This window comes from Mesobacillus selenatarsenatis SF-1, from assembly GCF_000813125.1.
GTDB lineage: Bacteria > Bacillota > Bacilli > Bacillales > Cytobacillaceae > Mesobacillus > Mesobacillus selenatarsenatis.
Window position 1 is genome coordinate 24,442 of sequence record NZ_BASE01000076.1, and the last position, 23,966, is coordinate 48,407.

Annotated in this window: 23 protein-coding genes; 3 read left to right on the forward strand and 20 right to left on the reverse strand. The window is 43.3% G+C overall.

The annotated features are described in order from the left end of the window. Positions 1-134: 134 nt before the first annotated feature. From TY49_RS15890 to TY49_RS15900, 3 genes are read right to left on the reverse strand one after another with little or no spacing between them, the layout of a single operon-like run. Positions 135-521 (reverse strand): diacylglycerol kinase family protein, encoded by a 387-nt coding sequence (locus TY49_RS15890; protein ID WP_232310466.1) that lies wholly within the window; start codon positions 519-521, stop codon positions 135-137. Further along, positions 505-975 carry an rRNA maturation RNase YbeY gene (ybeY, locus tag TY49_RS15895; protein ID WP_041966892.1) on the reverse strand — a complete coding sequence of 157 codons (471 nt, stop codon included), beginning with the start codon at positions 973-975 and terminating at the stop codon, positions 505-507. The genes TY49_RS15890 and ybeY overlap by 17 nt, the downstream gene beginning before the upstream one ends. Next, complete coding sequence (locus tag TY49_RS15900; RefSeq protein WP_041966893.1) at positions 972-3,155, reverse strand: HD family phosphohydrolase; 2,184 nt, start codon at positions 3,153-3,155, stop codon at positions 972-974. The genes ybeY and TY49_RS15900 overlap by 4 nt, the downstream gene beginning before the upstream one ends. Before the next feature lie 100 nt (positions 3,156-3,255). Here TY49_RS15900 and TY49_RS25435 point away from each other — a divergent pair, with 100 nt between their 5' ends. Then, the gene (locus TY49_RS25435; RefSeq protein ID WP_269745754.1) at positions 3,256-3,390 is read left to right on the forward strand and encodes a hypothetical protein; all 135 of its coding nucleotides are present in this window, start codon (positions 3,256-3,258) and stop codon (positions 3,388-3,390) included. Between the two features lie 303 nt (positions 3,391-3,693). Here the strand turns inward: TY49_RS25435 and TY49_RS15905 are convergent, their stop codons facing one another. The 8 genes from TY49_RS15905 to rpsU all read right to left on the reverse strand — a co-directional run bounded on the left by TY49_RS15905 (position 3,694) and on the right by rpsU (position 10,187). Beyond that, the gene (locus tag TY49_RS15905; protein WP_041966894.1) at positions 3,694-4,653 is read right to left on the reverse strand and encodes a PhoH family protein; all 960 of its coding nucleotides are present in this window, start codon (positions 4,651-4,653) and stop codon (positions 3,694-3,696) included. Next, positions 4,604-5,842, reverse strand: coding sequence for a sporulation protein YqfD (gene yqfD / locus TY49_RS15910; protein WP_041966895.1), 1,239 nt, complete (start codon positions 5,840-5,842; stop codon positions 4,604-4,606). The genes TY49_RS15905 and yqfD overlap by 50 nt, the downstream gene beginning before the upstream one ends. A gap of 15 nt (positions 5,843-5,857) precedes the next feature. Then, positions 5,858-6,142, reverse strand: coding sequence for a sporulation protein YqfC (yqfC, locus tag TY49_RS15915; protein ID WP_041966896.1), 285 nt, complete (start codon positions 6,140-6,142; stop codon positions 5,858-5,860). A 110-nt stretch (positions 6,143-6,252) separates the two neighbouring features. Continuing rightward, complete coding sequence (locus tag TY49_RS15920) at positions 6,253-6,831, reverse strand: YqfB family membrane protein (protein WP_041966897.1); 579 nt, start codon at positions 6,829-6,831, stop codon at positions 6,253-6,255. A gap of 34 nt (positions 6,832-6,865) precedes the next feature. Beyond that, positions 6,866-7,861 carry a flotillin-like protein FloA gene (gene floA / locus TY49_RS15925; protein ID WP_041966898.1) on the reverse strand — a complete coding sequence of 332 codons (996 nt, stop codon included), beginning with the start codon at positions 7,859-7,861 and terminating at the stop codon, positions 6,866-6,868. A gap of 155 nt (positions 7,862-8,016) precedes the next feature. Next, on the reverse strand, positions 8,017-9,336 hold the full coding sequence (locus TY49_RS15930; protein WP_439646177.1) for an NfeD family protein: 1,320 nt from the start codon (positions 9,334-9,336) through the stop codon (positions 8,017-8,019). A 213-nt stretch (positions 9,337-9,549) separates the two neighbouring features. Beyond that, positions 9,550-9,996 carry a GatB/YqeY domain-containing protein gene (locus TY49_RS15935; protein ID WP_041966899.1) on the reverse strand — a complete coding sequence of 149 codons (447 nt, stop codon included), beginning with the start codon at positions 9,994-9,996 and terminating at the stop codon, positions 9,550-9,552. A 17-nt stretch (positions 9,997-10,013) separates the two neighbouring features. Beyond that, a complete protein-coding gene (rpsU, locus tag TY49_RS15940; protein WP_015595024.1) occupies positions 10,014-10,187 on the reverse strand; it encodes a 30S ribosomal protein S21 in 174 nt (57 codons plus the stop codon). A gap of 210 nt (positions 10,188-10,397) precedes the next feature. On the opposite strand from rpsU, the gene TY49_RS15945 reads away from it, so the two are divergent. After that, positions 10,398-11,330, forward strand: coding sequence for a Na/Pi symporter (locus TY49_RS15945; protein WP_041966900.1), 933 nt, complete (start codon positions 10,398-10,400; stop codon positions 11,328-11,330). 219 nt (positions 11,331-11,549) lie between these two features. On the opposite strand, the gene mtaB is transcribed toward TY49_RS15945, so the two are convergent. The 9 genes from mtaB to lepA all read right to left on the reverse strand — a co-directional run bounded on the left by mtaB (position 11,550) and on the right by lepA (position 22,829). Next, positions 11,550-12,902: a tRNA (N(6)-L-threonylcarbamoyladenosine(37)-C(2))-methylthiotransferase MtaB gene (gene mtaB / locus TY49_RS15950; RefSeq protein WP_041966901.1), complete on the reverse strand. Its 1,353-nt coding sequence runs from the start codon at positions 12,900-12,902 to the stop codon at positions 11,550-11,552. 5 nt (positions 12,903-12,907) lie between these two features. Continuing rightward, positions 12,908-13,657, reverse strand: coding sequence for a 16S rRNA (uracil(1498)-N(3))-methyltransferase (locus TY49_RS15955; RefSeq protein ID WP_041966902.1), 750 nt, complete (start codon positions 13,655-13,657; stop codon positions 12,908-12,910). An 81-nt stretch (positions 13,658-13,738) separates the two neighbouring features. Continuing rightward, positions 13,739-14,677, reverse strand: coding sequence for a 50S ribosomal protein L11 methyltransferase (gene prmA / locus TY49_RS15960; RefSeq protein ID WP_041966903.1), 939 nt, complete (start codon positions 14,675-14,677; stop codon positions 13,739-13,741). Positions 14,678-14,696: 19 nt separating this feature from the next. Then, on the reverse strand, positions 14,697-15,824 hold the full coding sequence (gene dnaJ, locus TY49_RS15965; protein ID WP_041966904.1) for a molecular chaperone DnaJ: 1,128 nt from the start codon (positions 15,822-15,824) through the stop codon (positions 14,697-14,699). A 186-nt stretch (positions 15,825-16,010) separates the two neighbouring features. Beyond that, positions 16,011-17,843 (reverse strand): molecular chaperone DnaK, encoded by a 1,833-nt coding sequence (gene dnaK, locus TY49_RS15970; RefSeq protein WP_041966905.1) that lies wholly within the window; start codon positions 17,841-17,843, stop codon positions 16,011-16,013. A gap of 41 nt (positions 17,844-17,884) precedes the next feature. Beyond that, positions 17,885-18,460, reverse strand: a complete 576-nt coding sequence (grpE, locus tag TY49_RS15975; RefSeq protein WP_041966906.1) for a nucleotide exchange factor GrpE — start codon at positions 18,458-18,460, stop codon at positions 17,885-17,887. 161 nt (positions 18,461-18,621) lie between these two features. After that, positions 18,622-19,653 carry a heat-inducible transcriptional repressor HrcA gene (gene hrcA / locus TY49_RS15980; protein ID WP_041966907.1) on the reverse strand — a complete coding sequence of 344 codons (1,032 nt, stop codon included), beginning with the start codon at positions 19,651-19,653 and terminating at the stop codon, positions 18,622-18,624. 76 nt (positions 19,654-19,729) lie between these two features. Beyond that, complete coding sequence (gene hemW, locus TY49_RS15985) at positions 19,730-20,863, reverse strand: radical SAM family heme chaperone HemW (RefSeq protein WP_041966908.1); 1,134 nt, start codon at positions 20,861-20,863, stop codon at positions 19,730-19,732. A gap of 130 nt (positions 20,864-20,993) precedes the next feature. Continuing rightward, positions 20,994-22,829 carry a translation elongation factor 4 gene (gene lepA / locus TY49_RS15990; protein WP_041966909.1) on the reverse strand — a complete coding sequence of 612 codons (1,836 nt, stop codon included), beginning with the start codon at positions 22,827-22,829 and terminating at the stop codon, positions 20,994-20,996. A gap of 190 nt (positions 22,830-23,019) precedes the next feature. Here lepA and TY49_RS15995 point away from each other — a divergent pair, with 190 nt between their 5' ends. Then, positions 23,020-23,907, forward strand: a complete 888-nt coding sequence (locus tag TY49_RS15995; RefSeq protein ID WP_041966910.1) for a nuclease-related domain-containing protein — start codon at positions 23,020-23,022, stop codon at positions 23,905-23,907. Positions 23,908-23,966 lie beyond the last annotated feature (59 nt).

Sequence of the window (23,966 nt, forward strand, 5' to 3'; positions counted from 1 at the left end):
ATTGGTTCAAACATAAGCGCCGATTTTGTATTGTCTTCTTGCTGATAGCTCGCCTCTAATCGTGCTTCTCATGGATGAAAAAACAAACAAATTTAATAAGTCCATTCCAAAAAAAAGTTGCCCTGTATGGACAACTAACTAAACCACGCAAATATTCTTGGCAGAAAAATAATTATTCCTATCATGACACTGGCTATCGCAAACACCAGGACGGCACCGGCCGCGATATCTTTTGCCTGTTTTGCAAGCGGGTGGTATTCTTTCGTGTACATATCAACCGTTCTTTCAATTGCCGTATTTATCATTTCCATTGAGACCATTCCGCCAATGGATAGGATAATTGCAATCCATTCGTACTTATTAATCGAAAAAATAAACCCTGATAAAATGACGATAACGGAGATAGCCAGATGGATTTGCACATTTCGTTCCTTTGCTGCCGCTGCCGCAATTCCCTCGAAACCAAATTTGAATGAGGAAGCAAGTGGATGCTTCCTCTGTTTATCAGCGGCCAAGCCCATATCCATCCAGAATTTCTTTTTGTCTGTCAAACATCTGTTTTTCGTCCTGCTCATTCATATGGTCATAGCCTAATAAATGCAGGAGACCGTGTACAGCAAGGAAACCAAGTTCCCGCATGAAGGAATGGTTATATTCTTCAGCCTGCTCCCTTGCTTTTGGAATGGAAATGATGATATCACCAAGAATCCTCGGTATACCATCCCCGACTATTTCAAGCTCCCCTTCGCCCATCTCCTCCAGTGCGAAAGAAATGACGTCCGTTGGGCGATCCTTGTCACGATATTCACGGTTTATCTCCTGTATCCTTTCATTCGACACGAAGGTAACGGATAGTTCGCTCCCCTCCTGGACATTCTCTTTCTCTGCCGTATAGTTCAACAGTTTTTCTATTTCATTTATTTCTTCCTGTTTTAGTTCATTTATCTCATCCAAAAAATCGATCTCTATACTCATGCCTGCTTCACCTTCTGCTTATTCATTTCTGGATATTCAATTCTCGAGTGGAATATTCCCTTTAGCGTTTCACAAAGTGTATCAGCGACGGTATCCAGCTCCTTCAACGTGATATCACACTCACCCAGCTGCCCATCCTGCAGCCGGTCCCCTATAATATTGTGTACTAGATTTTCAATTTGCTCATGTGTTGGGTGCGCCATTGATCTCACAGCGGCTTCCACACTATCCGCAATCCCAATGACAGCAGACTCTTTTGTTTGCGGCTTTGGCCCCGGATAACGGAAATCCTCTTCTTTAACCTCATGCCCGCTTTGCTTTGCCTTATGGTAAAAGAATTTTAATAACGTTGTGCCATGGTGCTGTTCTGCGATATCAATGATCTCTTTTGGCATCCGGTGCTTACGGAGCATTTCGGCGCCATCGGTAGCATGGGCGATAATAATGTTTTTGCTGGTCAACGCCGGCAATTTATCGTGCGGATTATCCATGTTAATCTGATTTTCAATAAAGAATTGCGGACGTTTTGTTTTTCCGATGTCATGGTAATAGCACCCAACCCTGGCAAGAAGCCCGTTAGCCCCGATCGCCTCACATGCCGCTTCTGATAAATTAGCCACCATGACACTATGATGGTAAGTTCCTGGAGCTTCCGTAAGTATCTTCCTTAAAAGCGGGTGGTTTGGGTTGGATAGCTCGATTAACCTTAAAGTTGAAAGGATGCCAAACCCTGCTTCAAAAAATGGCAGCAAACCGATCGTCAGGACTGCTGAAACGATCCCTGACACAAACGCTGCGATAAAATAAAAACCGTATTCAAGTCCGGAATATTGACTGTTCCTTAAAAACAGAATCGAAAGGATAACAATCAGATTTACGACCGACACACTCAGACCCGCCTGCAGGATCTTTGAGCGTCTACTCTGTTTCTGTAAAAATAAAATTGCCGCCAGTCCACTGATTAAAATATAAACTCCTATGGTGACATTCAAGGTTCCAGTAATGCCTTCATTAAAGATGATCGTCCCGCTGACCGCAAGGATTGCCATCTGAAACAAAGCCAGTCTTTCATTTATTAAAATCTTGATCAACATCGCTCCCATTGCTGCAGGGAAGATATAGCCGATTTCCGAGTATTCGAATTCGTCAAAAAGACTGACCATCTTCATCAACAATATGGAGGTAATAAAAATGATGCTGAACATCAAAAGGTTCTTCTGCTTTTTATCGGCGTTTTCCATTTCATTGAATATAACAAACAGCGCAAATAGTATTAACGCCACAAGCATAGCCAGCCCGATAAAAGGTTTATAGGAATTTTCACTTTCTAACAGTCCGACCAGCTGGAGTTTTTTAAAGACGTCCCTGCTGATCAACTGACCCTCATCCACCAGAATTTGTCCCTCGAGAATCCTTACTGGTTCAACATTGTCCATAGCCTTTTGCCGCAGGTCTTCAGTAGCTTCTGGATCATAAAATTCATTCTGGACGACTGCATATCGGCCGATATCAATGACTGCTTTCTTTAAACTGCTGCTTAAACTTGTATACTTTAATTCCTCCTCTACATTCAGTTTTGCATTCTCTACTTCATCTGCAGGAACACTTCGTTTCATCGTATTGTTGATCGCTGTAACAGTGAGGTCTTTAGCAACCAGCAGCTCTTCCTTCGGAGCTTGAAGTAAAGTAATGAATACTTCGTCAGAAAGACTTTTCGTTTCATTCTCAGTCAATTTCGTTTTTAACTGTGCCAGCTTTTCCTCAATTGTGGGCTCTTCAGGGGCGGGTGCATCTTCCACTTCTGCCTCTTCTGCTGTTTTTTTCTTTTGGTCGATCTCTTCCTGCACTTCCGCATTGACTTCTGAAACTGAACCGAATATGGAAGTGACTAAATCAACCCTGTTCTGTGCATATTCACTCTTGACTCTGTATACATCGTTGACTTGCTCGACCGCTTTCCTGCGGTTTGCTTCTGTGCTTTCTTTATCCTCTATCGTAATAGGCGACCGGATGGTTCGCTCTGCCACAGAGAATAGCTCCAAATTAAGCTTTTCAGGCTTTACATTACTGTACATCGCAGAATACATCACGACACCAATCAGCAAAAATAATAAAACCCGAAAGATTTTTATATTCAACAAGTTCAAAATGGCAGTTAATTGGACCTGCAGCTTATCCATTTACAACCCTCCTATTTGAAAAGCGTAAGCGCCTCGTTCAGCCCCGACAAGCGCTGCCCGCCTATAACGCCACATCGTGTGGCTGGCGGGTTGGCACGTCGTGTTCCTCAGAGGGCCTGACAGTGAAGTCGTTCCTTTGACTTCATTGGCAGGACCGAAGCATCTCGAGCTGCTAAAAGCTGACGCTTATCGCAAGATATTCGAGGAAGCATTCTCGGGGATGAAAACTGGCTAGGCGCTGGAGCTAGACATTAATCTAATTTCAAAAAAACACACTTTTATAAAGTGAAAAGCGCAAGCGCCTTGACATAAATATTTATTAAACAAATCGAGCCAGTTTGAGAATAACTGGGAAATACACCTAACTTTATGTACCATCATATCAGTTTTTCTCTAAACTTTCACCTCTATTTAAAATTAGTCCCACCTGCTGGAAAAGCCAAGATAGGAATCCAAGAGTCTTAGATTCCTTTTATTGCTTTCATACACCTTCGGAAGCAAAAGTCCGCTCTCGTTTACCAAGAGCGGACTAAGATGTTTATTCATTTTTACCATATGCTTCAATAATCCGGCCGACAAGCGGATGCCGCACAACATCAGCTTGTTCGAGGTGCACCATGGAGATTCCAGAGACATCCTTCAGTATTTTTTCAGCCTCAACCAATCCAGATTTTGCACCTTTTGGCAAATCAATCTGGGAAGTGTCTCCAGTAATGATCATTTTTGATCCAAATCCCAGGCGAGTCAGGAACATCTTCATCTGGGCCTGAGTCGTATTCTGCGCCTCGTCCAGGATCACAAATGCATCATCGAGTGTCCTTCCCCTCATATAGGCAAGAGGTGCAATTTCAATTGTCCCTCTCTCAATCAGGCGCAATGTATGTTCAGTACCAAGGATATCGTGCAGGGCATCATATAATGGGCGGAGATAAGGGTCTACCTTCTCCTTCAAGTCCCCTGGAAGGAAGCCAAGGCTTTCTCCTGCCTCTACTGCTGGTCTGGTTAAGATAATTTTGGACACTGTACCACTTTTAAGTGCCGTGACTGCCATAACGACCGCAAGATACGTTTTACCAGTACCAGCAGGCCCAATGCCAAAAACAAGATCTCGGCTTTTAATGGCATTAACATAGTGCCTTTGGCCAAGAGTCTTGACCCTGATCGATTTACCCTTAACGTTTTTACTGATTTCTTCATCATATAAATCCTTGAAATATTCCAAGGTACCCTTTTCGGCCATTTGTATCGCGTAAACAGCTTCTCTCTGGCTGACGCTGATTCCTTTCCGGATAACAGCAAGCAGATTGTCCAAAACAGCCTGGGCTAACTCAACCTTGTCCTCAGGTCCTGAGATTCCTACTGCCTCTCCCCGGGTCACGATCGAGACACCCAGCTCCTGTTCAATCAGCTTAAGGTTCATATCTGCATTGCCGAATAATGAAATGGCTTCAGTTGGGTTCGCTAGTTGTATTTCCATCGTTTTTAAGTCTTCTGTCATTCTCAGTCTCCTTGATAATTGGTTGTCCTTCTGCTATATCTTCAATGATTGTAAAATGTGTGGTTAGCTTTACTTTATCATTCTCAATTGACTGATGTAAAATTTTTTCCCCTTTAATTATAGCATTTTCAGGAAGGTAGTTTTTTATATCCTTTCTCGCTAATTCTTTTGCACTTTCTATTGCTTCTTTCCTCGAATAGATGCGTGTTACCTGTTCCCTCTCCCTGATGGTCTTTTTTTCAACCTTTACAGGAAGTTCCCAATTGAAAAATCTTACAGGCTGTTCAGTCACTTCGAGTTCATATTCACTGAAATCAGGTTTTCCGAATCCCCAGACAGGTAAGGCTTTACCGGCGATCATGAGGGAATATTTCTTTTTTTCATTGCCATTGTAGACCTGGAAGGTACTCTTCAAAGGCAACTCCACCTTTGTTGAATACCAAGTCTCTCCAAGGATTTCACCTTCAGCCGCCACAACTTTCAGATCATCTTCTTTTCCATACAGACCGGAAACAAGAAGCTGGCCTGGCATAACATAATCATTCACCTCAACAACCGGTTCCCCTTTTTCCACAAAGATTTTGACGATGGCTGCTTTCCTTTTTGCTACCAGGTTCCTCGGCCCAATTACTTCTGCTTTTTCCGGTTCACTCTTTTCAACTGCCTGAAAATGATAGGTCGTCCCTTTCAGCTCCACACCTATCCAGGTCAGGGCTCCTACTTTATCTGTCAGTTCCTTTTGGATACTCTCCACACTATCTATAGAAAATTGCAATTTCCCGACGCCAATCCCCATCCTGTCCAATTCCTTGCGAATCTGGTGTTCGGTCGCCGGGCTCGCCCCTTTTATTTCTATACCCCAAACCATGTTTGAAAGAAGCATCATTAAAGCAAAAAATAAAAATGCACCCGCCAAAAAACCACTGTTTGTCCATAATTTCCTTAAAAAGAAAGGGCCACCTGCCCTCTCTAAAAACCTGATTTTGCAATTGCTGTCCCTTGCTGGAATTCTCAGCTTTTTTACATCCTGAAGATTAACATAAAAGGTGACGGCCTCGGATCCATGTTTTTTCACGTTCCATATCGAAACACCACTACGCGTCAACTGATTTAAAAATCTTTCAATACCCTTTCCAGTCAATTTCACTTTGACTGTGCCAGAAAAGGTGTGAATCCATTGGTTTTTCATTCGTCTCCCCCTCAATCACTCATTTATATAAATAACCTGATCTATTTTTCCTTCGAGTAAGATTTCTTCAGGCAATATCGTCTTGATCACAAATGCTTTTCCCTTGACGAGAAGCTGGCCCCCTTTAATCATCAATCGCACTTCTCCATCTGAAAAAGCAAGCAGACCTCTGTGATTCTCTATATAAATATGGACATGCCCAATCATCGTGATTCTAGGGAGATCCATCATGACATCTTGAGGAAGATCCATTTTTTGCGTCATCCATTTGCGTACATACTGGCCCCATTTTTTTGCCATAAAAAAAAGAACCCCCTTTCATCTCATATGTATGAGAAAAAAGGAGGTTCTAGCACCATTTTTAACTTTATGGATACGCATTCTTCCAAAACGATAGCCAATTACTATGCCTAATATCTTCTGAGCGGGTTGTATGGTCTTTTGGCCCTCGGTTTACCAAGGACTTCAGCCCAAATCAAACCCTCTATTAGGGTGTCCCTGTCTGGCTGGAAGACGACTTCTGGTTCTTTGTGTTCCCTTTTTTGCTTTAATCGTCCTGATGATTCACCAGCAGACATGCGCCCTTTACTTGAGCTCTGTTTGTTCATCTGCTCCTCAGACTGAAGCTTTCTTTCCAGATAAACCTTCTGAAGATCATTAATGATTTCAACTCCGGTTTCACCTGGGTCGTGCTTCGCTGAACCCCGGCTTCGTTGTGTGTCCCTGCCAGTATCATAACGAGGTATGGGATTTACTTCGATTTCCTGCCAAGGCTCAACCCTGGCCTCTGCTGGCTGCCTACTGGCAGGAGCAGGACGAGGTTGCCTTGCTGGTCCAGGCTGTTGCTGTTGCATCGGTCCGGGCGGTCTTACCGGACGGCGCTGCGGCGGCTGGCCGTCCGACTTCTTTTTATTAAATAGACTGGAGATAACCCCGATTAGAATAAACAGGGCTATAGGATTACTGAACAATTCAAATAAAATTTCCATGAGGAGCCCCCCTTTCTTTTAACGGGTTCTCGCATCAGTTATTATTTTTGTCATCTTTTTTATTGTTTGAAAGGTTGCCAATGGATCCTCTCATATCTGTGTCCGCTTCGATATTCTGGATATTCATATAATCCATCACACCAATATTTCCTTCACGCAGCGCTTCCGCCATTGCCAATGGTACAGTTGCTTCGGCCTCGACGACCTTCGCTCTCATTTCCTCGACGCGGGCCTTCATTTCCTGTTCTTGAGCTACGGCCATAGCACGACGCTCTTCGGCTTTTGCCTGGGCAATTTTCTTGTCCGCTTCCGCCTGCTCTGTCTGAAGCTCGGCACCGATATTTTTACCGATATCAACGTCCGCAATATCAATCGACAGAATTTCAAAAGCTGTACCTGCATCCAGTCCTTTAGAAAGAACCGTTTGTGAAATCATATCCGGGTTTTCCAACACTTTTTTATGGTTGCCAGAAGAACCGATTGTTGATACAATCCCCTCACCTACACGGGCAACGATCGTTTCTTCACCAGCACCCCCGACAAGTCTGTCGATGTTTGCTCTTACGGTAATTCTTGCTTTAGCTTTTACTTCGATTCCATCCATAGCAACACCTGCGATGAATGGTGTTTCAATTACCTTTGGATTTACACTCATTTGTACCGCTTCCAATACATCACGGCCGGCTAGGTCAATTGCTGCCGCTCTTTCGAATGAAAGCTCAATATTCGCACGGTGTGCAGCAATAAGGGCATTTACCACCCTGTCTACGTTACCTCCAGCAAGATAGTGGCTTTCAAGCTGGTTCGTTGTAACATTCAACCCCGCTTTGTGCGCCTTGATCATCGGATTGATGACCCTGCTTGGGATAACCCTTCTTAACCTCATACCAATCAGCGTGAAAATACTGACCCTGACACCTGCCGCTAATGCTGAAATCCATAGCATTACCGGTACGAATGTCAGCAAAACACCAAGGAAAATGATTCCAAGTGCGATTGCTACTAAAACAAATGCTGTACTTGCATCCATATGAACTGCCTCCTAAAAAATATTATTCCATGTTCTTTGAATCATCTTTATTTTACCAAATAAACTCAAAGACCATTGGTATTTATCTCTACTTGTTGCTTCATCGATTCGTCTTGGCAAGAATACCTCAATGAACAATACAATGAAAGAACAAATTAGATCTCTGTAATCTCTCTAACCACAATTCTCGAGCCTTCCGTTTTTACAATTCTAACTTTCTTGTCTTTTGCAATAAATCCACCTTCACTGACTGCATCAATGCGTTCGTCCTCGACAACGATGGTTCCTGAAGGTCTGAGGGGAGTCAATGTGATACCTTCTACGCCAATCAGTTCAAGGCGGTTTTTATTGGATACATAACCCTTTTCAGTGCTTGTTGAATCTGTCAGTATGATTCTTCTGAAAAATTTCATCTTTTTTCCAAACACCCTTATCATTAAAATAGATAATACGATCGACGCAGTCAAGGCGATCAGTAACGAAATCCCCATATGCACCACATTATCAGATGCCATAAAAAAGCTTGCAAAGATAGCTAATAAACCAATACTTCCAGCTATTCCTCCTGGGATGAATAACTCCAGCAATATAAGCCCAACGCCAAGCGCGAACAAAATCAGCGTTTCAAACCCAGCAAGACCAGCAACCATATGTCCGTAGAAGAATAGGAGCAAAGCTGACAAGCCTGCAATTCCTGGTAGACCAAATCCTGGAGAGTACAACTCAAGCACCAACCCTAAACTTCCAATCGTCATTAAAATCGGGATAACGACTGGATGCGTTATGAATCTCGCTAGCTTTTCAGCGAAAGTTTCATTCACATTCCTGATTTCGGCATTCTCATAGCCCAGTTTTTGCAGCAACTCATCGAGATTTTTAACAGTTCCCTCTGAATAACCAACTTCAAGAGCCTGCTCAGCCGTCAGTGTAAGAAGTTTTCCCTTGCCTGCATCCAGCTCTGGAAGATCGATGCTTTCATCGGCCATTGCCTGGGCATATATCGGATCCCTTCCACTTTCAACGGCTGCTGCTTTCATGGCGGCAAACCAATAAGATTCCGCTTTTTTACCAGCGGTATTGCCCTGCTGGTCTATGATCGCAGCCGACCCCATGGTAGCTCCGGGAACCATATAAATCTCATCTGTATTCAGGGAAATATATGCACCCGCGGATAACGCTTTTTTATTGACAAAGGCAACTGTTTTTAAATCAGTGCCTGTCAAAAGTTTTCCAATCCCGTCAGCGGCATCAACGACTCCACCGGGTGTATGCACATCAAAAATGATTGCTTCCGCACCAGCCTCTTCCGCCTCCTCCACCGCTCTTCCCAGGAAGGCAAGCAAGCCCTTTTCGACTGTTTCTGCAATCGGTACCACGTAGACAACTTTTTCATCCGCATCTGCAGTGAACGGATTGATCAGACTGGCCAGTGACAAGAGGATGATGATGCTCGCAATCACTGATTTGATTTTCAATTCGGCACCTCCATTCTATAAAATAAGGCCATAATGGTAATACGCATTTGTACACCAAAAGGTTTCATTGATTTTTTACAGATTTCAAAAAGAATCCTTCTGAAAGTGTAAAAAATTATGTATTTAATTTCAATGAAACACAAAGTACTATGTGAAGATACTTTTATTATACGCTAAAAAGGCCGCAAGAATATCCCGCGGCCTTCGAGCTTTTTATGAAAGGTGTTGTTGTACAAGTTTATTAACGAGAGATCCGTCTGCTTTACCTTTTACTTTAGGCATAAGGACAGCCATTACTCTACCCATATCGGCTTTCGATGCCGCACCGGTCTCCGCGATAGCTTCTTTGACAATTGCCGTCACTTCTTCTTCGCTAAGCTGCTGGGGCATGTAAACTTCGACATGCTTTAATTCTGTTTGTATCTTTTCAACGAGGTCTTGTCGACCTGCTTTTTCAAATTCCTGGAGGGAATCTTTGCGTTGCTTCACTTCACGAGAAAGTACAGTTAACTCTTCTTCTTCGGATAATTCCTGCTTGCCGAACTTGATTGCTTCGTTCTGCAGGGATGCTTTGACCATCCGAATCGTCGTGAGTCTGTCCTTTTCTTTGTTCTTCATCGCTTGTTTCATATCAGTATTTAAACGCTCGAGTAGGCTCAAGTAGATTCCACCCTCTCTTAGAACTTGCGTTTTCTAGCAGCTTCAGACTTTTTCTTACGCTTCACACTAGGTTTTTCGTAGAATTCGCGCTTTCTAGCTTCTTGGATAGTACCTGATTTAGATACAGTACGTTTGAAGCGTCGAAGAGCATCTTCAAGCGATTCGTTTTTACGAACGACAGTTTTAGACATTCTCTTTCCCTCCCTCCGAGCACAACACACTAACACCAAAACACATGGAAACCATGTACCTTGCAATTATAATATAACACTGGCATGAGGTCAACTGTAATTAGCCCTTATTTTTACATTATGTACTTTTGCAGGATAACATACAGGCAACAAATTTTGTTAGCATGTCCTGCCCACCTTTTCATACATTTAAATGGGAGGGGGAGTCCAATGGTCTATCTATTATTTTTCCTATTATTTCTCGCTGTTTTCATCGGCGGCATGACATTGCTTCGAAAAGGCTTGTTCGAGCTTTCCGCCAGCAGAATGAAGAACTGGTTGGCCGTCATGACAGATACACCACTAAAAGGGTTGATTGCCGGAGCGGTGGTGACCGCACTATTGCACAGCAGTTCAGCTGTCATGGTCATCACGATCGGATTGATTTCTGCCGGCCTGCTGAAATTCTCGCAATCAATCGGAATCATTCTTGGATCAAATATAGGGACAACCTTCACTCTTGAGATCATCACTTTCAACATCGACGCTTTTATCGTGCCGTTTGCTATTATTGGTGCAATTTTAATGGTATCAAGAAACAGAACATGGCAAAACATCGGTGCAATTTCTTTTGGGATGGCTGCTGTTTTTGCTGCAATGCGCGGCTTCACCTTCCTCGCTGACCCTGTGACCAGCCTGCCAATTGTGGAACTAGCACTTACCAACCTGAACAACAGCCATTTAATCAGCATTTTTACAGGCACAGTTGTGACCGCTATGATCCAATCCAGTACAGCGATGACTGGAATCATCATGGGCTTTCTATCTGAAGGAACATTAAGCATGGATTCAGCAATTGCTGCGATGCTTGGTGCCAATATAGGAACTTGCATTACCGCCATGCTAGCATCCATTGGTGCAGGCAAAGGAGCCAGGCTCACAGCGTTTGCTCACGTATGGCTGAATATCGCAGGCGCGGCAGTCTTCTACCCTTTCATCGAGCACATAGCTGCACTCGCTCCGATGACAGCCGCAAGACCAGAAGTCCAGCTGGCGCATGTCAGTGTCGTATACAACATCATCGCTTCGTTGCTGGTACTTCCTATGTCCGAGAAATTCGGCAGGATGATTGAATTCATTCATGGGAAGGAAGAACATAGTTAGTGGTCGAAAAGCGGAAATGTGGTTGAAATAATTTGAAATGCGGTCGAATTATCTTGAGATGTGGTCGATATATCTTAAAGTGTGGTCGATATATTGTAAACCCTGGGTCGATATATTTTATTTTCCGATGATATACTCTAAAACATGGTCGATATCTAACTAAATCGACCCTTAGATTTAAAAAAAGAGCTGGCATTTTGCCAGCTCTTTCACATTTAACTACATAACAGCTTGTTCAGCAACAATTTCATCCTCAAGTACTCGGACAAATTGCCCTTTGTTGTACGGATAGCCTGCTTTAGTAATCTTGACCTTCACAATTTTACCGATCATTTCTTCAGTAGCAGGGAAAACAACTTTCAAATAGTTGTCTGTATAACCTACATAAAGTCCGCTATCTGGCTCTTCCTTGTAGACTTCTTCAGGAATCACTTCAAGCACTTCATTTTCAAACTGGGAAGCATATTCCTTTGCAAGCTGGTTGGAGAGCTCAATCAATCTGTGAACGCGTTCGTTCTTCACGTCTTCGTCCACCTGGTCCTCCATTCTTGCAGCAGGAGTGCCTGTCCGTTTTGAATATGGGAAGACATGCAGCTCTGAGAATTGGTGCTTCTTGATGAAATTATAAGTTTCTATGAACTCATCTTCCGTTTCACCCGGGAAACCAACGATAATATCAGAAGTAACCGCGAGACCTGGCAATACTTCCTTAAGCCGATCAAGACGCTCACCGAAAAACTCCATCGTGTATTTGCGGCGCATACGCTTCAACACTGTGTCAGAACCAGATTGAAGCGGGATGTGCAAGTGGCGGACGATAATATTGGATTGATCAATTACCTCGATTACTTCGTCCGTAATCTGGCTGGCTTCGATAGAAGAAATGCGCAGACGCTTAATGCCTTTAACTTGTGCCTCTAGATCCCTAAGCAGTGAAGCAAGGTTGTAGTCTTTCATATCTTCACCGTAGCCACCTGTATGGATGCCTGTAAGAACGATTTCCTTATAACCCGCATCAACAAGCTGCTGAGCCTGGCGAATTACTTCCTGTGGGTCACGGGATCTCATCAAACCGCGTGCCCAAGGTATGATGCAGAAAGTACAAAAGTTATTGCAGCCTTCCTGTATTTTCAATGAAGCCCTTGTACGGTCTGTAAATGCAGGTACATCTAGCTCTTCATATACACGGTTCTTCATGATGTTGCCAACAGCATTAATTGGCTGGCGCTCTTGCTTGTACTGTTCGATATACTGTAGCATTTTTACGCGATCCTGTGTCCCGACAACAATATCAACTCCAGGAATCGCCATGATTTCTGCTGGCGACGTTTGCGCGTAGCAGCCGGTAACACAAATAACAGCGTCCGGATTCTTACGGACAGCCCGGCGGATGACCTGACGGCTTTTTTTGTCCCCTGTATTCGTTACCGTACATGTGTTAATGACGTATACATCTGAAGTAGATTCGAACTCTACTCTTTCGTATCCTTGTTCCTTAAATAACTGCCAAATGGCTTCTGTTTCGTAATGGTTAACCTTGCAACCTAATGTATGAAAAGCAACTGTAGGCATTATCTTCACCCCAATAATTCAAAATGATAGGAAACAGCAGACAAGGCATATAGCGGTGCTGTTTCTGTACGCAAGATGCGCGGCCCGAGACCACAAGCTAAAAATCCATTCTTATATAAAAGGTCAACTTCCTCCGAGGTAAGTCCTCCCTCGGGACCAAATACAATCAGGAGGCTGTCGCCTTTCCCCAATTTCGCGAGAGTAGAAGAAAGGACCGAAGCTTCGCCTTCCCTCGCTTCTTCCTCATAAGCAACCAGCTTGTAAGTATAATCATCGCTTGCTTGGATCAGTTCTTTGAGACCGACCGGTTCTTTCACTTCTGGAACATAGCTCCGATGGGACTGCTCAGCAGCTTCCTTCGCAATCTTCTGCCAGCGTTCAACCTTTTTGGCAGCTTTTTTCCCGTCCCATTTAACGATTGAGCGGGATGCGGTAAAAGGGACAAATTCATAGGCACCGAGTTCGGTACCCTTCTGAATAATCAATTCGAGCTTATCCCCTTTGGGCAGACCGCTTGCTATCACGACATGGACCGGAAGCTCCGTAGTCCCTTCCTCCCATTTTACAACGTTTGCCACAACGGTTTCATCGGTAATTTCTTCAATCTGGCAAACAGCACTTTTGCCCTTGGGCGTGACACAGATGATTTCGTCCCCAGCCTTCATCCTCATAACACGAACAATGTGATGGTAATCGTCGCCGCTAATATTGAATTGTTCCATATTTCCATGTTCATCAATAAAATAACGCTGCACCACAGCACCTGCTTTCGAATAAAGCTGTTTTTTTAAAAAAAGACAGAAAAAAGGGGTTATGCTCTTCCCCTTTTTTCCACATTATTTCTTTTTACTGATGATTGCAACCCAGTCTTCCATAGAAATAATCTCTTCTATTTCAAAACCTGCATTGATCATTGCATCTTTGACGACTTCTTTCTTCTGCTGAATGATTCCAGATGTAATGAAATACCCGCCATTTTTCACGACCTTGCCTGCATCGTCAGCAAAACGCAAGATAACTTCCGCCAGGATATTCGCAACCACAATATCCGCTCCTTCTGCAACACCATCCAGAAGGTTGTTTTGTGAAATGGTTGCAACATCGTGGACTTTGTTCAGTTTGAGGTTGAGTTTTGCAACCTGCACTGCTACATCATCCAGGTCCATCGCTTCCACTTTTCCCGCACCCAGCTTAGCCGCTGCAATACTGAGTACACCTGAACCTGTTCCAACATCCACGACGCGATCGCCAGGCTGGACTTTTCTTTCCAGCGCCTGGATACACATTACCGTTGTTGGGTGAGTTCCTGTACCGAATGCCATACCAGGGTCAAGCTCAATGATCAATTCATCCGTGTTGACTGGAGTGTAATCCTCCCAAGTTGGCACGATCGTGAATTTCTTGGAAATTTTAACAGGATTATAGTATTTCTTCCAGGCAGTTGCCCACTCTTCTTCATTCACTTCACTGATTGATACTTTATTCAACCCGATATCAATATTATAGATAATCAGGTTATTGATCGCTTCTTTTATTTCATCTACTGTCTCACCAAGGAAACTATTTACCGATAGATAAGCTTTTACAATGACTCCTTCTTCCGGATAATCGTCTGGATTAAGCTGGTATATTTCTCCGAACTGGTCCTCTCTCTCCTTTTCAAGCTCTAGCGGATCTTCGATAACAACTCCGCTCGCGCCTGCTTCGTGCAGGATATTGGAAATCGGCTCAACCGCTTCATTTGTAGTTAAAATGCTGATTTCAGACCATTTCATTTATACCAACTCCATTCGATTAATCACCTTTAAAGGCACGTTTTACTTTTGAAAAAAAGCTTTCCTCCTGTTCTCCAATAGGAGACTGTCCGCTTACTTCGGCAAACTCGCGCAATAGCTGCTTTTGCTTTTCAGACAGCTTTGTCGGAGTAACGATTCGAACCAGAACATGCTGGTCTCCAGTACCATATCCCCGGACATTCGGAACACCTTTGCCCTTCAGGCGGAATTTTGTACCTGTCTGTGTCCCCGCAGGAACTTTTAATTTTACTTTGCCATGCAGTGTAGGGACTTCAACTTCATCACCAATCGCTGCCTGAACAAATGTGATTGGCATTTCACAATAGATATCATCGCCGTCACGCTCAAAGAATTCATGCGACCTTATATGGAAGACAATATAAAGGTCACCTGCAGGTCCGCCATTGATACCGGCTTCTCCTTTTCCTGCTACTCTCAGCTGCTGGCCATCATCGACACCAGCCGGGATTTTAACATGAATCTTGTTCCTTCTGGTAACCTTCCCAGTACCTGAGCATGTTGTACATCTTTCTTTGATTTCTTTACCAGTTCCATTACAGTAATGACACACACGGCGGTTCACAATACGTCCAAAAGGCGTATTTTGTTCTACACTTATCTGGCCGCTGCCATGACAATGTTTACATGTATCGACTTTAGTACCTGGTTTTGCACCAGTTCCGTCACAAGTGTCGCATTCTTCTTCTCGAGGAATCTCGATATCTGTTTCCTTGCCGAACACAGCTTCCTCAAACTTCAATGTCATTGTGTACTGAAGGTCGGCACCCTGTCTTGGTGCGTTTGGATCACGTCGTCTGCCGCCCCCGCCGCCAAAGAAGGAATTGAAAATATCTTCAAAACCGCCAAAACCGCCGCCGAAATCGCCTCCGCCGCCAAATCCCTGATTAGGGTCGACATGGCCGAACTGGTCGTAATGAGAGCGCTTTTGATCGTCACTCAATACCTCATACGCTTCTTTTACTTCTTTGAACTTTTCATCTGCTCCCGGATCTTTATTGATGTCCGGATGGAATTGTTTAGAAAGCTTGCGGTAAGCCTTCTTTAATTCATCCTTCGTAGCCGAATTACTGACTCCGAGGACTTCATAGTAATCCCGTTTACTCATGATTACCACTCCCGAATCTTTTCACATAAAGATAATTCTAACATTCCCGTACATTCATACGCAATATTTAAAATATCTGGATATGCGTTATTTTGTTTCTCTAACGAACGTTTTCATTACCGCTCATACAAACAAAAAGCCAAAGCCAAGTATGACCTGACTTTGACTTTTTGGTGTTATGATTGTTTATTTATCGTCATTTACTTCTTCGAATTCTGCGTCTACGACATTGTCGTCTTTCTTCGTTCCTTCTTGACCTTCAGCGCCTTGCTGTGCCTGCTGTTGCTTGGCAGCTTCTTCGTAAAGCTTCACGCTCAGGTTTGTAACGATCTCTTGAAGAGCATCCTTCTTAGTGCGGATTTCTTCAATTTCACCTTTTTCGATTGCAGCCTTCAGCTCATCTTTAGCTTCGTTTGCCTTCTTGACTTCTTCTTCATCTACCTTGCCTTCAAGGTCCTTCAAAGTCTTTTCAGCAGTGAATACTAACTGATCAGCTTCGTTGCGAAGTTCTACTTCTTCTTTGAGTTTTTTGTCGGCTTCAGCGTTTTCTTCCGCTTCTCTTACCATGCGGTCGATTTCATCATCAGACAGACCTGTAGATGACTTGATTGTGATTTGCTGTTCTTTGTTTGTGCCAAGGTCCTTCGCACGTACGTTTACGATACCGTTTTTATCAATATCGAATGTTACTTCAACCTGAGGTACTCCACGTGGAGATGGTGGAATATCAGTCAATTGGAAACGTCCCAACGTCTTATTGGCAGATGCCATTGAACGCTCACCTTGAAGCACGTGAATATCAACAGCAGTCTGGTTGTCAGCAGCAGTTGAGAATACCTGTGACTTTGAAGTAGGGATTGTTGTATTGCGATCGATCAGCTTTGTGAATACGCCGCCCATTGTTTCGATACCAAGTGAAAGCGGAGTAACGTCAAGAAGAACTACATCCTTTACATCACCAGAGATAACGCCGCCCTGGATTGCTGCACCCATAGCAACAACTTCATCAGGGTTTACGCCTCTGTGAGGGTCTTTTCCAGTTTCTTTTTTGATTGCTTCTTGTACAGCCGGGATACGTGTAGATCCGCCGACAAGGATGACTTTATCCAGTTCTGATGGGCTTAAGCCTGCATCTTTAAGCGCCTGGCGAGTTGGGCCCATTGTACGTTCTACCAAACCTGCAGAAAGCTCTTCAAATTTAGCGCGAGACAGGTTCACTTCAAGGTGAAGCGGTCCAGCTTCTCCAGCAGTGATGAATGGAAGGGAAATCTGTGTAGAAGTTACGCCAGAAAGATCCTTCTTTGCTTTTTCAGCAGCATCTTTTAGACGCTGAAGAGCCATTTTATCTTTTGAAAGGTCAATGCCATTTTCTTTCTTGAATTGATCTACCAAGTAGTCAATGATCACCTGGTCAAAGTCGTCACCGCCAAGACGGTTGTCACCTGCAGTTGATTTAACTTCGAATACGCCATCGCCAAGTTCAAGGATGGAAACGTCGAAAGTACCGCCGCCAAGGTCATAAACAAGGATTGTCTGGTCTTCATCCATTTTATCAAGGCCGTAAGCAAGTGCTGCAGCTGTTGGCTCGTTGATGATACGCTCAACTTCAAGACCTGCGATTCTTCCAGCATCCTTAGTTGCCTGACGTTCTGCATCGTTGAAGTAAGCCGGAACAGTGATTACCGCTTTTGTCACAGGCTCACCAAGATAGTCTTCAGCATAAGACTTCAAGTATTGAAGAATAACTGCTGATAGTTCCTGTGGTGAATATTCTTTGCCTTCTGCTTCAACTTTATGGTCTGTACCCATGTGACGCTTAATAGAGATGATTGTGTTAGGGTTAGTGATTGCCTGGCGTTTTGCCACTTCACCTACCTGGCGCTCACCATTTTTGAACGCGATAACAGAAGGAGTCGTTCTGTTTCCTTCTGGATTTGGGATTACCTTTGGTTCGCCGCCTTCTAGTACGGCAACACAAGAGTTAGTTGTTCCTAAGTCAATACCGATGATTTTACTCATTTTCAAATACCTCCTGGTTCATTTATGTAGACTCTTTACTGTTATTGGTTCACTTTCACCATTGCCGGACGAATAATGCGGTCCTTTAGCATATAGCCTTTTTGGAACTCTTCAACAACAATGTTAGGGCCGAAATTTTCATCTTCAGCCTGCATAACAGCCTGGTGAAGATGCGGATCAAATTCCTTTCCAACAGCTTCTATTACTTCAACGCCTTCATTTTTAAGGGCATCAAGCAAGCTGCGGTACACCATTTCCACTCCCTGTTTAAGGGATTTAGCCTGTTCATTATCTACATCCATCTTCAAAGCACGCTCGAAGTTGTCGATTGCTGGAAGCAGATCGGAAATAATGTTTTGGGCTCTATATTTAGCGCTCGCTTCAAGTTCAATTCTTGATCGGCGGCGGAAGTTGTCAAAATCAGCCTGAAGGCGCAAGTAACGGTTTTCGGCTTCCTCAAGCTTCCCTTGCAGTTCAACCATTGGATCTTGTTCTCCCTCTTGAGCTGGCTTCTCTTCAGTATTTTCAGAAGCTTCATTTTCAGCAAAAACTTCCTCAACCGTTTCTTCTTCCGTCTGGCTGTTCAATTCTTGCTCAGTATTTCTCTCTTCTGTCACGTTAACTCACCTCCCTCAAAGTAACGCGGCAACTAATGCCACACTGTTCCAGAATGCCTGGATGGGTTTTATATTTCAACGAAGCAAACATGCTTCAGTAGAAAACACATAACTATTCAGGATGGAACAGGCTGCTCCACCCTTAATCAATATTTCCATGCCTATTTATTTTGATACAGGTCAGTCAGCACCTTGGACAAATCTGTGCTGATCAATTGCAGCAAGCTGATGACACGTGAATACTCCATACGTGTTGGACCTAAAACCGCAATTGTTCCCAATTTCTCTTCGCCAATTGCATAGGTTGCAGTTATGAGGCTGCAATTTTCCATCGCTGAGTTATCATTTTCCGTGCCAATCCTTACGTTAATCCCTGCCGGATTTTGTTTGATCAGTTGATATAAACCGTCCTCATGCTCAATCATGTTCATAAGGCTGCGGATTTTCTCAACATCGTTGAATTCTGGCTGGCTTAGGATATTGGTCTTGCCGCCAAAAAATACTTTTTCATGCGAAGGCAGATTGAGTGTGTCCGCAATCGAGTGCAGGAGAGTATCATAGCTGCTAATATGCTGGCGCAACAGCATTGCGATCTCCTTGTAAATCTTTGAGTTAAGACTTGTGAGTGGGACTCCTGCCAAGCGTTCGTTCAGGATGTTGACCATTTTCTCAACATCAGAAGGATCGACACTCGTAGGGAAATTGAACATCCTGTTTTCAACATGCCCAGTGTCTGTCACGATAATGGCTATCGCAGTGTCCTTTGTCAACGGAACGATCTGAAGCTTCCTCAATCTATTGTCCTTAACAGCCGGACCTAACACAATTGAAGTATAATTCGTCATTTCAGACAGGATTTTTGCTGACTTCTGCACGATTTTTTCTAGCTCGTATATCCGTTCGGCAAAAATCGATTTAACCGCCGCCATATCTGAATGATTTACTTTTTGCGGCAGCAGAAGGTTATCCACATAGAAACGATATCCCTTTTCGGACGGAATCCTTCCTGAGGATGTATGGGTTTTTTCAATGAATCCCATATCCTCCAAATCCGCCATTTCATTTCGGATTGTCGCCGAACTGAAATTAATTTCTTCCTTTTTCGACAAGCTCCTCGAACCTATCGGTTGAGCTGAACGAATAAAGTCATCAACAATCACCTGCAAAATGAGCACCTGACGATCTGTTAACAACATCATCACCTCTGTTAGCACTCTATAAGAACGAGTGCTAATTCTAAAAATAATTTATCAATAAACGCTGAGGATGTCAATGATTTGATACCCCGATGAATGATTGAAAAACTTCATTACCGAGAAGGCGCCCTTGTCTTGTTAGTGAGATTTTATCTCCATCACTTTTCAGAAGGCCTTTCTCAGACCAATCCTTGATTTGACCCGCAAATAAACTCAGCGGATTCTGGCCAAATTTTTCCTCAAAGTGTCGAATCGAGACACCTTCAGTCTTACGTAGTCCGAGGAACATTTCCTCTTCCATTTTTTCCTCAAGGGTCACTTTATGCGCATCCATGATCGGAAGTTCCCCTTTAGATAGAGGCTCCATATATTTTTTTAATGGTCCAAAATTGGACTGCCTGATTCCATCGACATACCCATGAGCCCCGGCACCGAATCCGTAATACTCTTCGTTGTTCCAATAGGTAAGGTTGTGTCTGCTTTCGAACCCTTGGACGGCGAAATTGCTGATTTCATATTGCCTCAGACCGGCGATTTCCATTTGCTCCATTAGTGTTTCATACATTTCTGCTTCCGCATCCTCTCCTGGCAGTGGGAGCTTGCCTTTTTGAAGTAAGTTGTAGAACACTGTTTTCGGTTCAATGATTAACGAATACCCTGAATAATGAACCAGTCCTAATCCGAGGGCTGTTTGGATTGATTCTATGAAATCTTGCTTTGTCTGGCTCGGAAGGCTGTATATCAAGTCGATGCTGATATTATCGAAACCTGCTGTTTTCGCATTTTCAATTGATTCAAATACATCCTTCGCCCGATGGCTGCGGCCGATTTTTTTCAAAAGTTCATCATTAAAGGTCTGTACTCCAAAACTCAGACGATTCACACCAGCATTCTTTAGGATGGCCAGTTTTTCTTTTGACAGGTCGCCCGGATTCGCTTCAAAAGTATATTCCGTATTGGTGTCTATATTAAGCTGTCTGTTGATGGCTGAAACTAGCTTATCCAATTGTTTTTCATTCAAGGCAGTTGGTGTGCCACCACCGACAAATACCGTCTCCATTACCTGTTTGTTTAACGGCAGGCTCATTTCCTTTTCTAGCGCCTTCAGGTATTCATCGACAGGCTGTCCCTTCATGAATACCTTGTTGAAATCACAGTAATGACAAATATGGTGGCAGAAAGGAATATGGATATATGCTGCTTTCACTTTTGTTCACTTCCTAAGTGGCTTTCCAGACCAGGATTTAACTCCAATTATCTAAAGAAGCCTTGAGTTTATTGAAAAAAGAGGCCAGAATCGCTTGCTTTAACAAGCACATCCAGCCTCCCCTGCTATTTTACTTCTTCGTATTGTTGTCGTCCATTTTCAAGACTGCCATGAAGGCTTCCTGTGGAACTTCTACTGAACCGACTTGCTTCATGCGCTTTTTACCTTCTTTTTGCTTCTCAAGAAGCTTTCGCTTACGAGAGATATCTCCACCGTAACATTTTGCCAATACGTTTTTACGCATTGCCTTGATTGTGGAACGGGCAACGATTTTCTGCCCGATTGCTGCCTGGATTGGCACCTCAAACTGCTGGCGTGGAATAAGGTCCTTGAGCTTATCTACAATAACCTTTCCGCGCTCGTAAGCAAAATCATTATGGACAATGAAGCTCAAAGCATCAACTTTTTCAGCATTAAGCAAGATGTCCATCTTCACAAGCTTCGAAGTCTTGTACCCAATCAGCTCGTAATCGAAAGATGCATAGCCTTTCGTGCTTGATTTTAGCTGATCGAAGAAATCATAAACGATTTCTGACAGCGGAATTTCATACACGATGCTGACACGTGTTTCGTCCATATATTGCATATCGATGAAGATGCCGCGCTTTTCCTGGCAAAGCTCCATGATCGCCCCAACATAGTCATTCGGAGCCATCATTGTAGCTTTTACATAAGGCTCTTCAACACGGTCTATTTTTTGAGGATCAGGCATGTTAGAAGGGTTATCTACCTTCAATTCAGTACCATCAGTCATGATTACATCATAGATTACACTTGGCGCTGTCGTGATCAAATCAATCTTGAATTCACGTTCGATACGCTCTTGGATGATTTCCATATGAAGAAGTCCCAGGAATCCACAGCGGAAACCGAAGCCTAATGCTTGTGATGTTTCCGGCTCGAATTGAAGCGCTGAATCGTTAAGCTCAAGCTTTTCGAGCGCTTCCCTCAGGTCGTTGAATTTCGCTGAATCAATTGGATATAATCCGCAATATACCATAGGGTTTAGGCGGCGATAACCTGGAAGCGGTTCAGTCGCGCCGTTTTTCGTATTGGTAATCGTATCACCAACGCGTGTGTCGCCAACATTCTTGATTGCAGCTGTCAAGAAACCAACATCCCCGACGGTTAGTTCCTCTGCAGGAGTCGCCTTTGGAGTGAATACTCCAACCTCTGTTACTTCAAACTCTTTGCCTGTCGCCATCATCCTGACCTTGTCGCCAACTTTTACGGTGCCATCGACGACACGGATATAAGCGACTACGCCGCGGTATGCGTCGTACAAAGAGTCGAAAATCAAAGCTTTTAAAGGAGCTTCAGGGTCCCCCTGTGGAGCAGGAACCTTCTCGACGATTTGCTCAAGAATATCTTCAATACCGATTCCCGCTTTCGCAGACGCAAGAACAGCCTCTGAAGCATCCAGCCCGATCACTTCTTCAATTTCATTTCTAACACGCTCAGGATCCGCACTTGGCAAATCGATTTTATTGATAACTGGCACAATTTCAAGATTGTTATCAATTGCCAGGTATACGTTAGCCAAAGTCTGCGCTTCAATACCCTGTGCAGCATCAACAACTAGAACTGCACCTTCACAGGCAGCAAGGCTTCTGGATACCTCATATGTGAAATCGACGTGTCCAGGAGTATCAATCAAATGGAAAGTGTAAATCTCTCCATCCTTCGCCTTGTACTTCAATTGCACCGAATTCAATTTTATCGTTATTCCGCGCTCACGCTCAAGGTCCATCGAATCCAGAAGCTGATCCTTCATTTCACGCGCAGTCAATGCATTCGTCTTTTCGAGGATCCGGTCAGCCAGCGTCGACTTACCATGGTCAATATGGGCGATAATCGAAAAATTTCGTATTTTACTCTGTCTATTAAGTCTATCTTCTCTGTTCATTGCGTTCACTCCTACTATACTCGCGCATGTACACTATTGTTGATTATATCAGCAGGAATATCAAGATTCAATAAATAATAGTGGAAGTGTGGTGGGATGGCCCGTAAAGCCAGCTAGACTGCGTCCTTGAAATGTTCACAGAAAATTGGGAACTTATTAGGTAAAATAAAATCTAGAAAGGATGTGGATTATGTTTATAAAAAATCGCTCTGAATCAGAAGAGTTGAGAGTGCTGAAGGCACTGAACCCCCGGATGACTCTGGAGGAAAAAGACAAACAATACCTTACCAACCTGACAAAGGGATTTGAAGGAGAGGTGATGTTTGATGGGTATCTGAAACGAATAGTCATTCAGTCACTTATCCTTAATGACCTGCTGCTTGAACAGCATCATTCACATTTTCAAATAGACTCACTGATGATAACTCAAAGTCTCAGCTACCTATTTGAAGTGAAAAATTTTGAAGGTGAGTATTATTTTGACGGTGACACTTTTAGGAAATTTAATGGAACCGAAGTTAAGAATCCACTGCTTCAACTGGAAAGAAACTTATCTCTTTTAAGACAATTCTTCAATTATTTCGGATTTAATATCTCCATAGAACCCTACCTCGTATTTGTCAATCCCGCTCCTCTAAACAGGAGAATTATACTCCCAACAAACCTTAACCGCTTTATCCATCAACTGAATAGCAATAAGTCAACTTTGAATAATCAACATTCCAAACTGTCAGATAAATTACTATCATCTCATTTGACGAAATCTCCATTTACCAAAGTACCAAAGTATGAATACTCTCAACTGAGAAAAGGTGTGTTCTGCCATTCATGCGGGAAGGTTATGGAGGAATATAGCGGAAGGGTATTTATGTGCAATAACTGTTCAGTGAAAGAGAATACAAAGAGTGCGCTTATCAGAAGTGTTAAGGAGTTTAACCTCTTAAACCCTCTTGAAAAGATGTCTACTAATATTGTCTATGAATGGTGTGGTGGTGTTTTTCCGAAGAAAACAATCAGGCAGGTAATGAAGGAAAATTTCATTACTTCAGGTTATGGACAATGGTCATACTATGAATAAGGATGTTGGTCACCAATGTGGGTTATTGGTGACCTCTTTTTTTCGAATACTGATTTTTT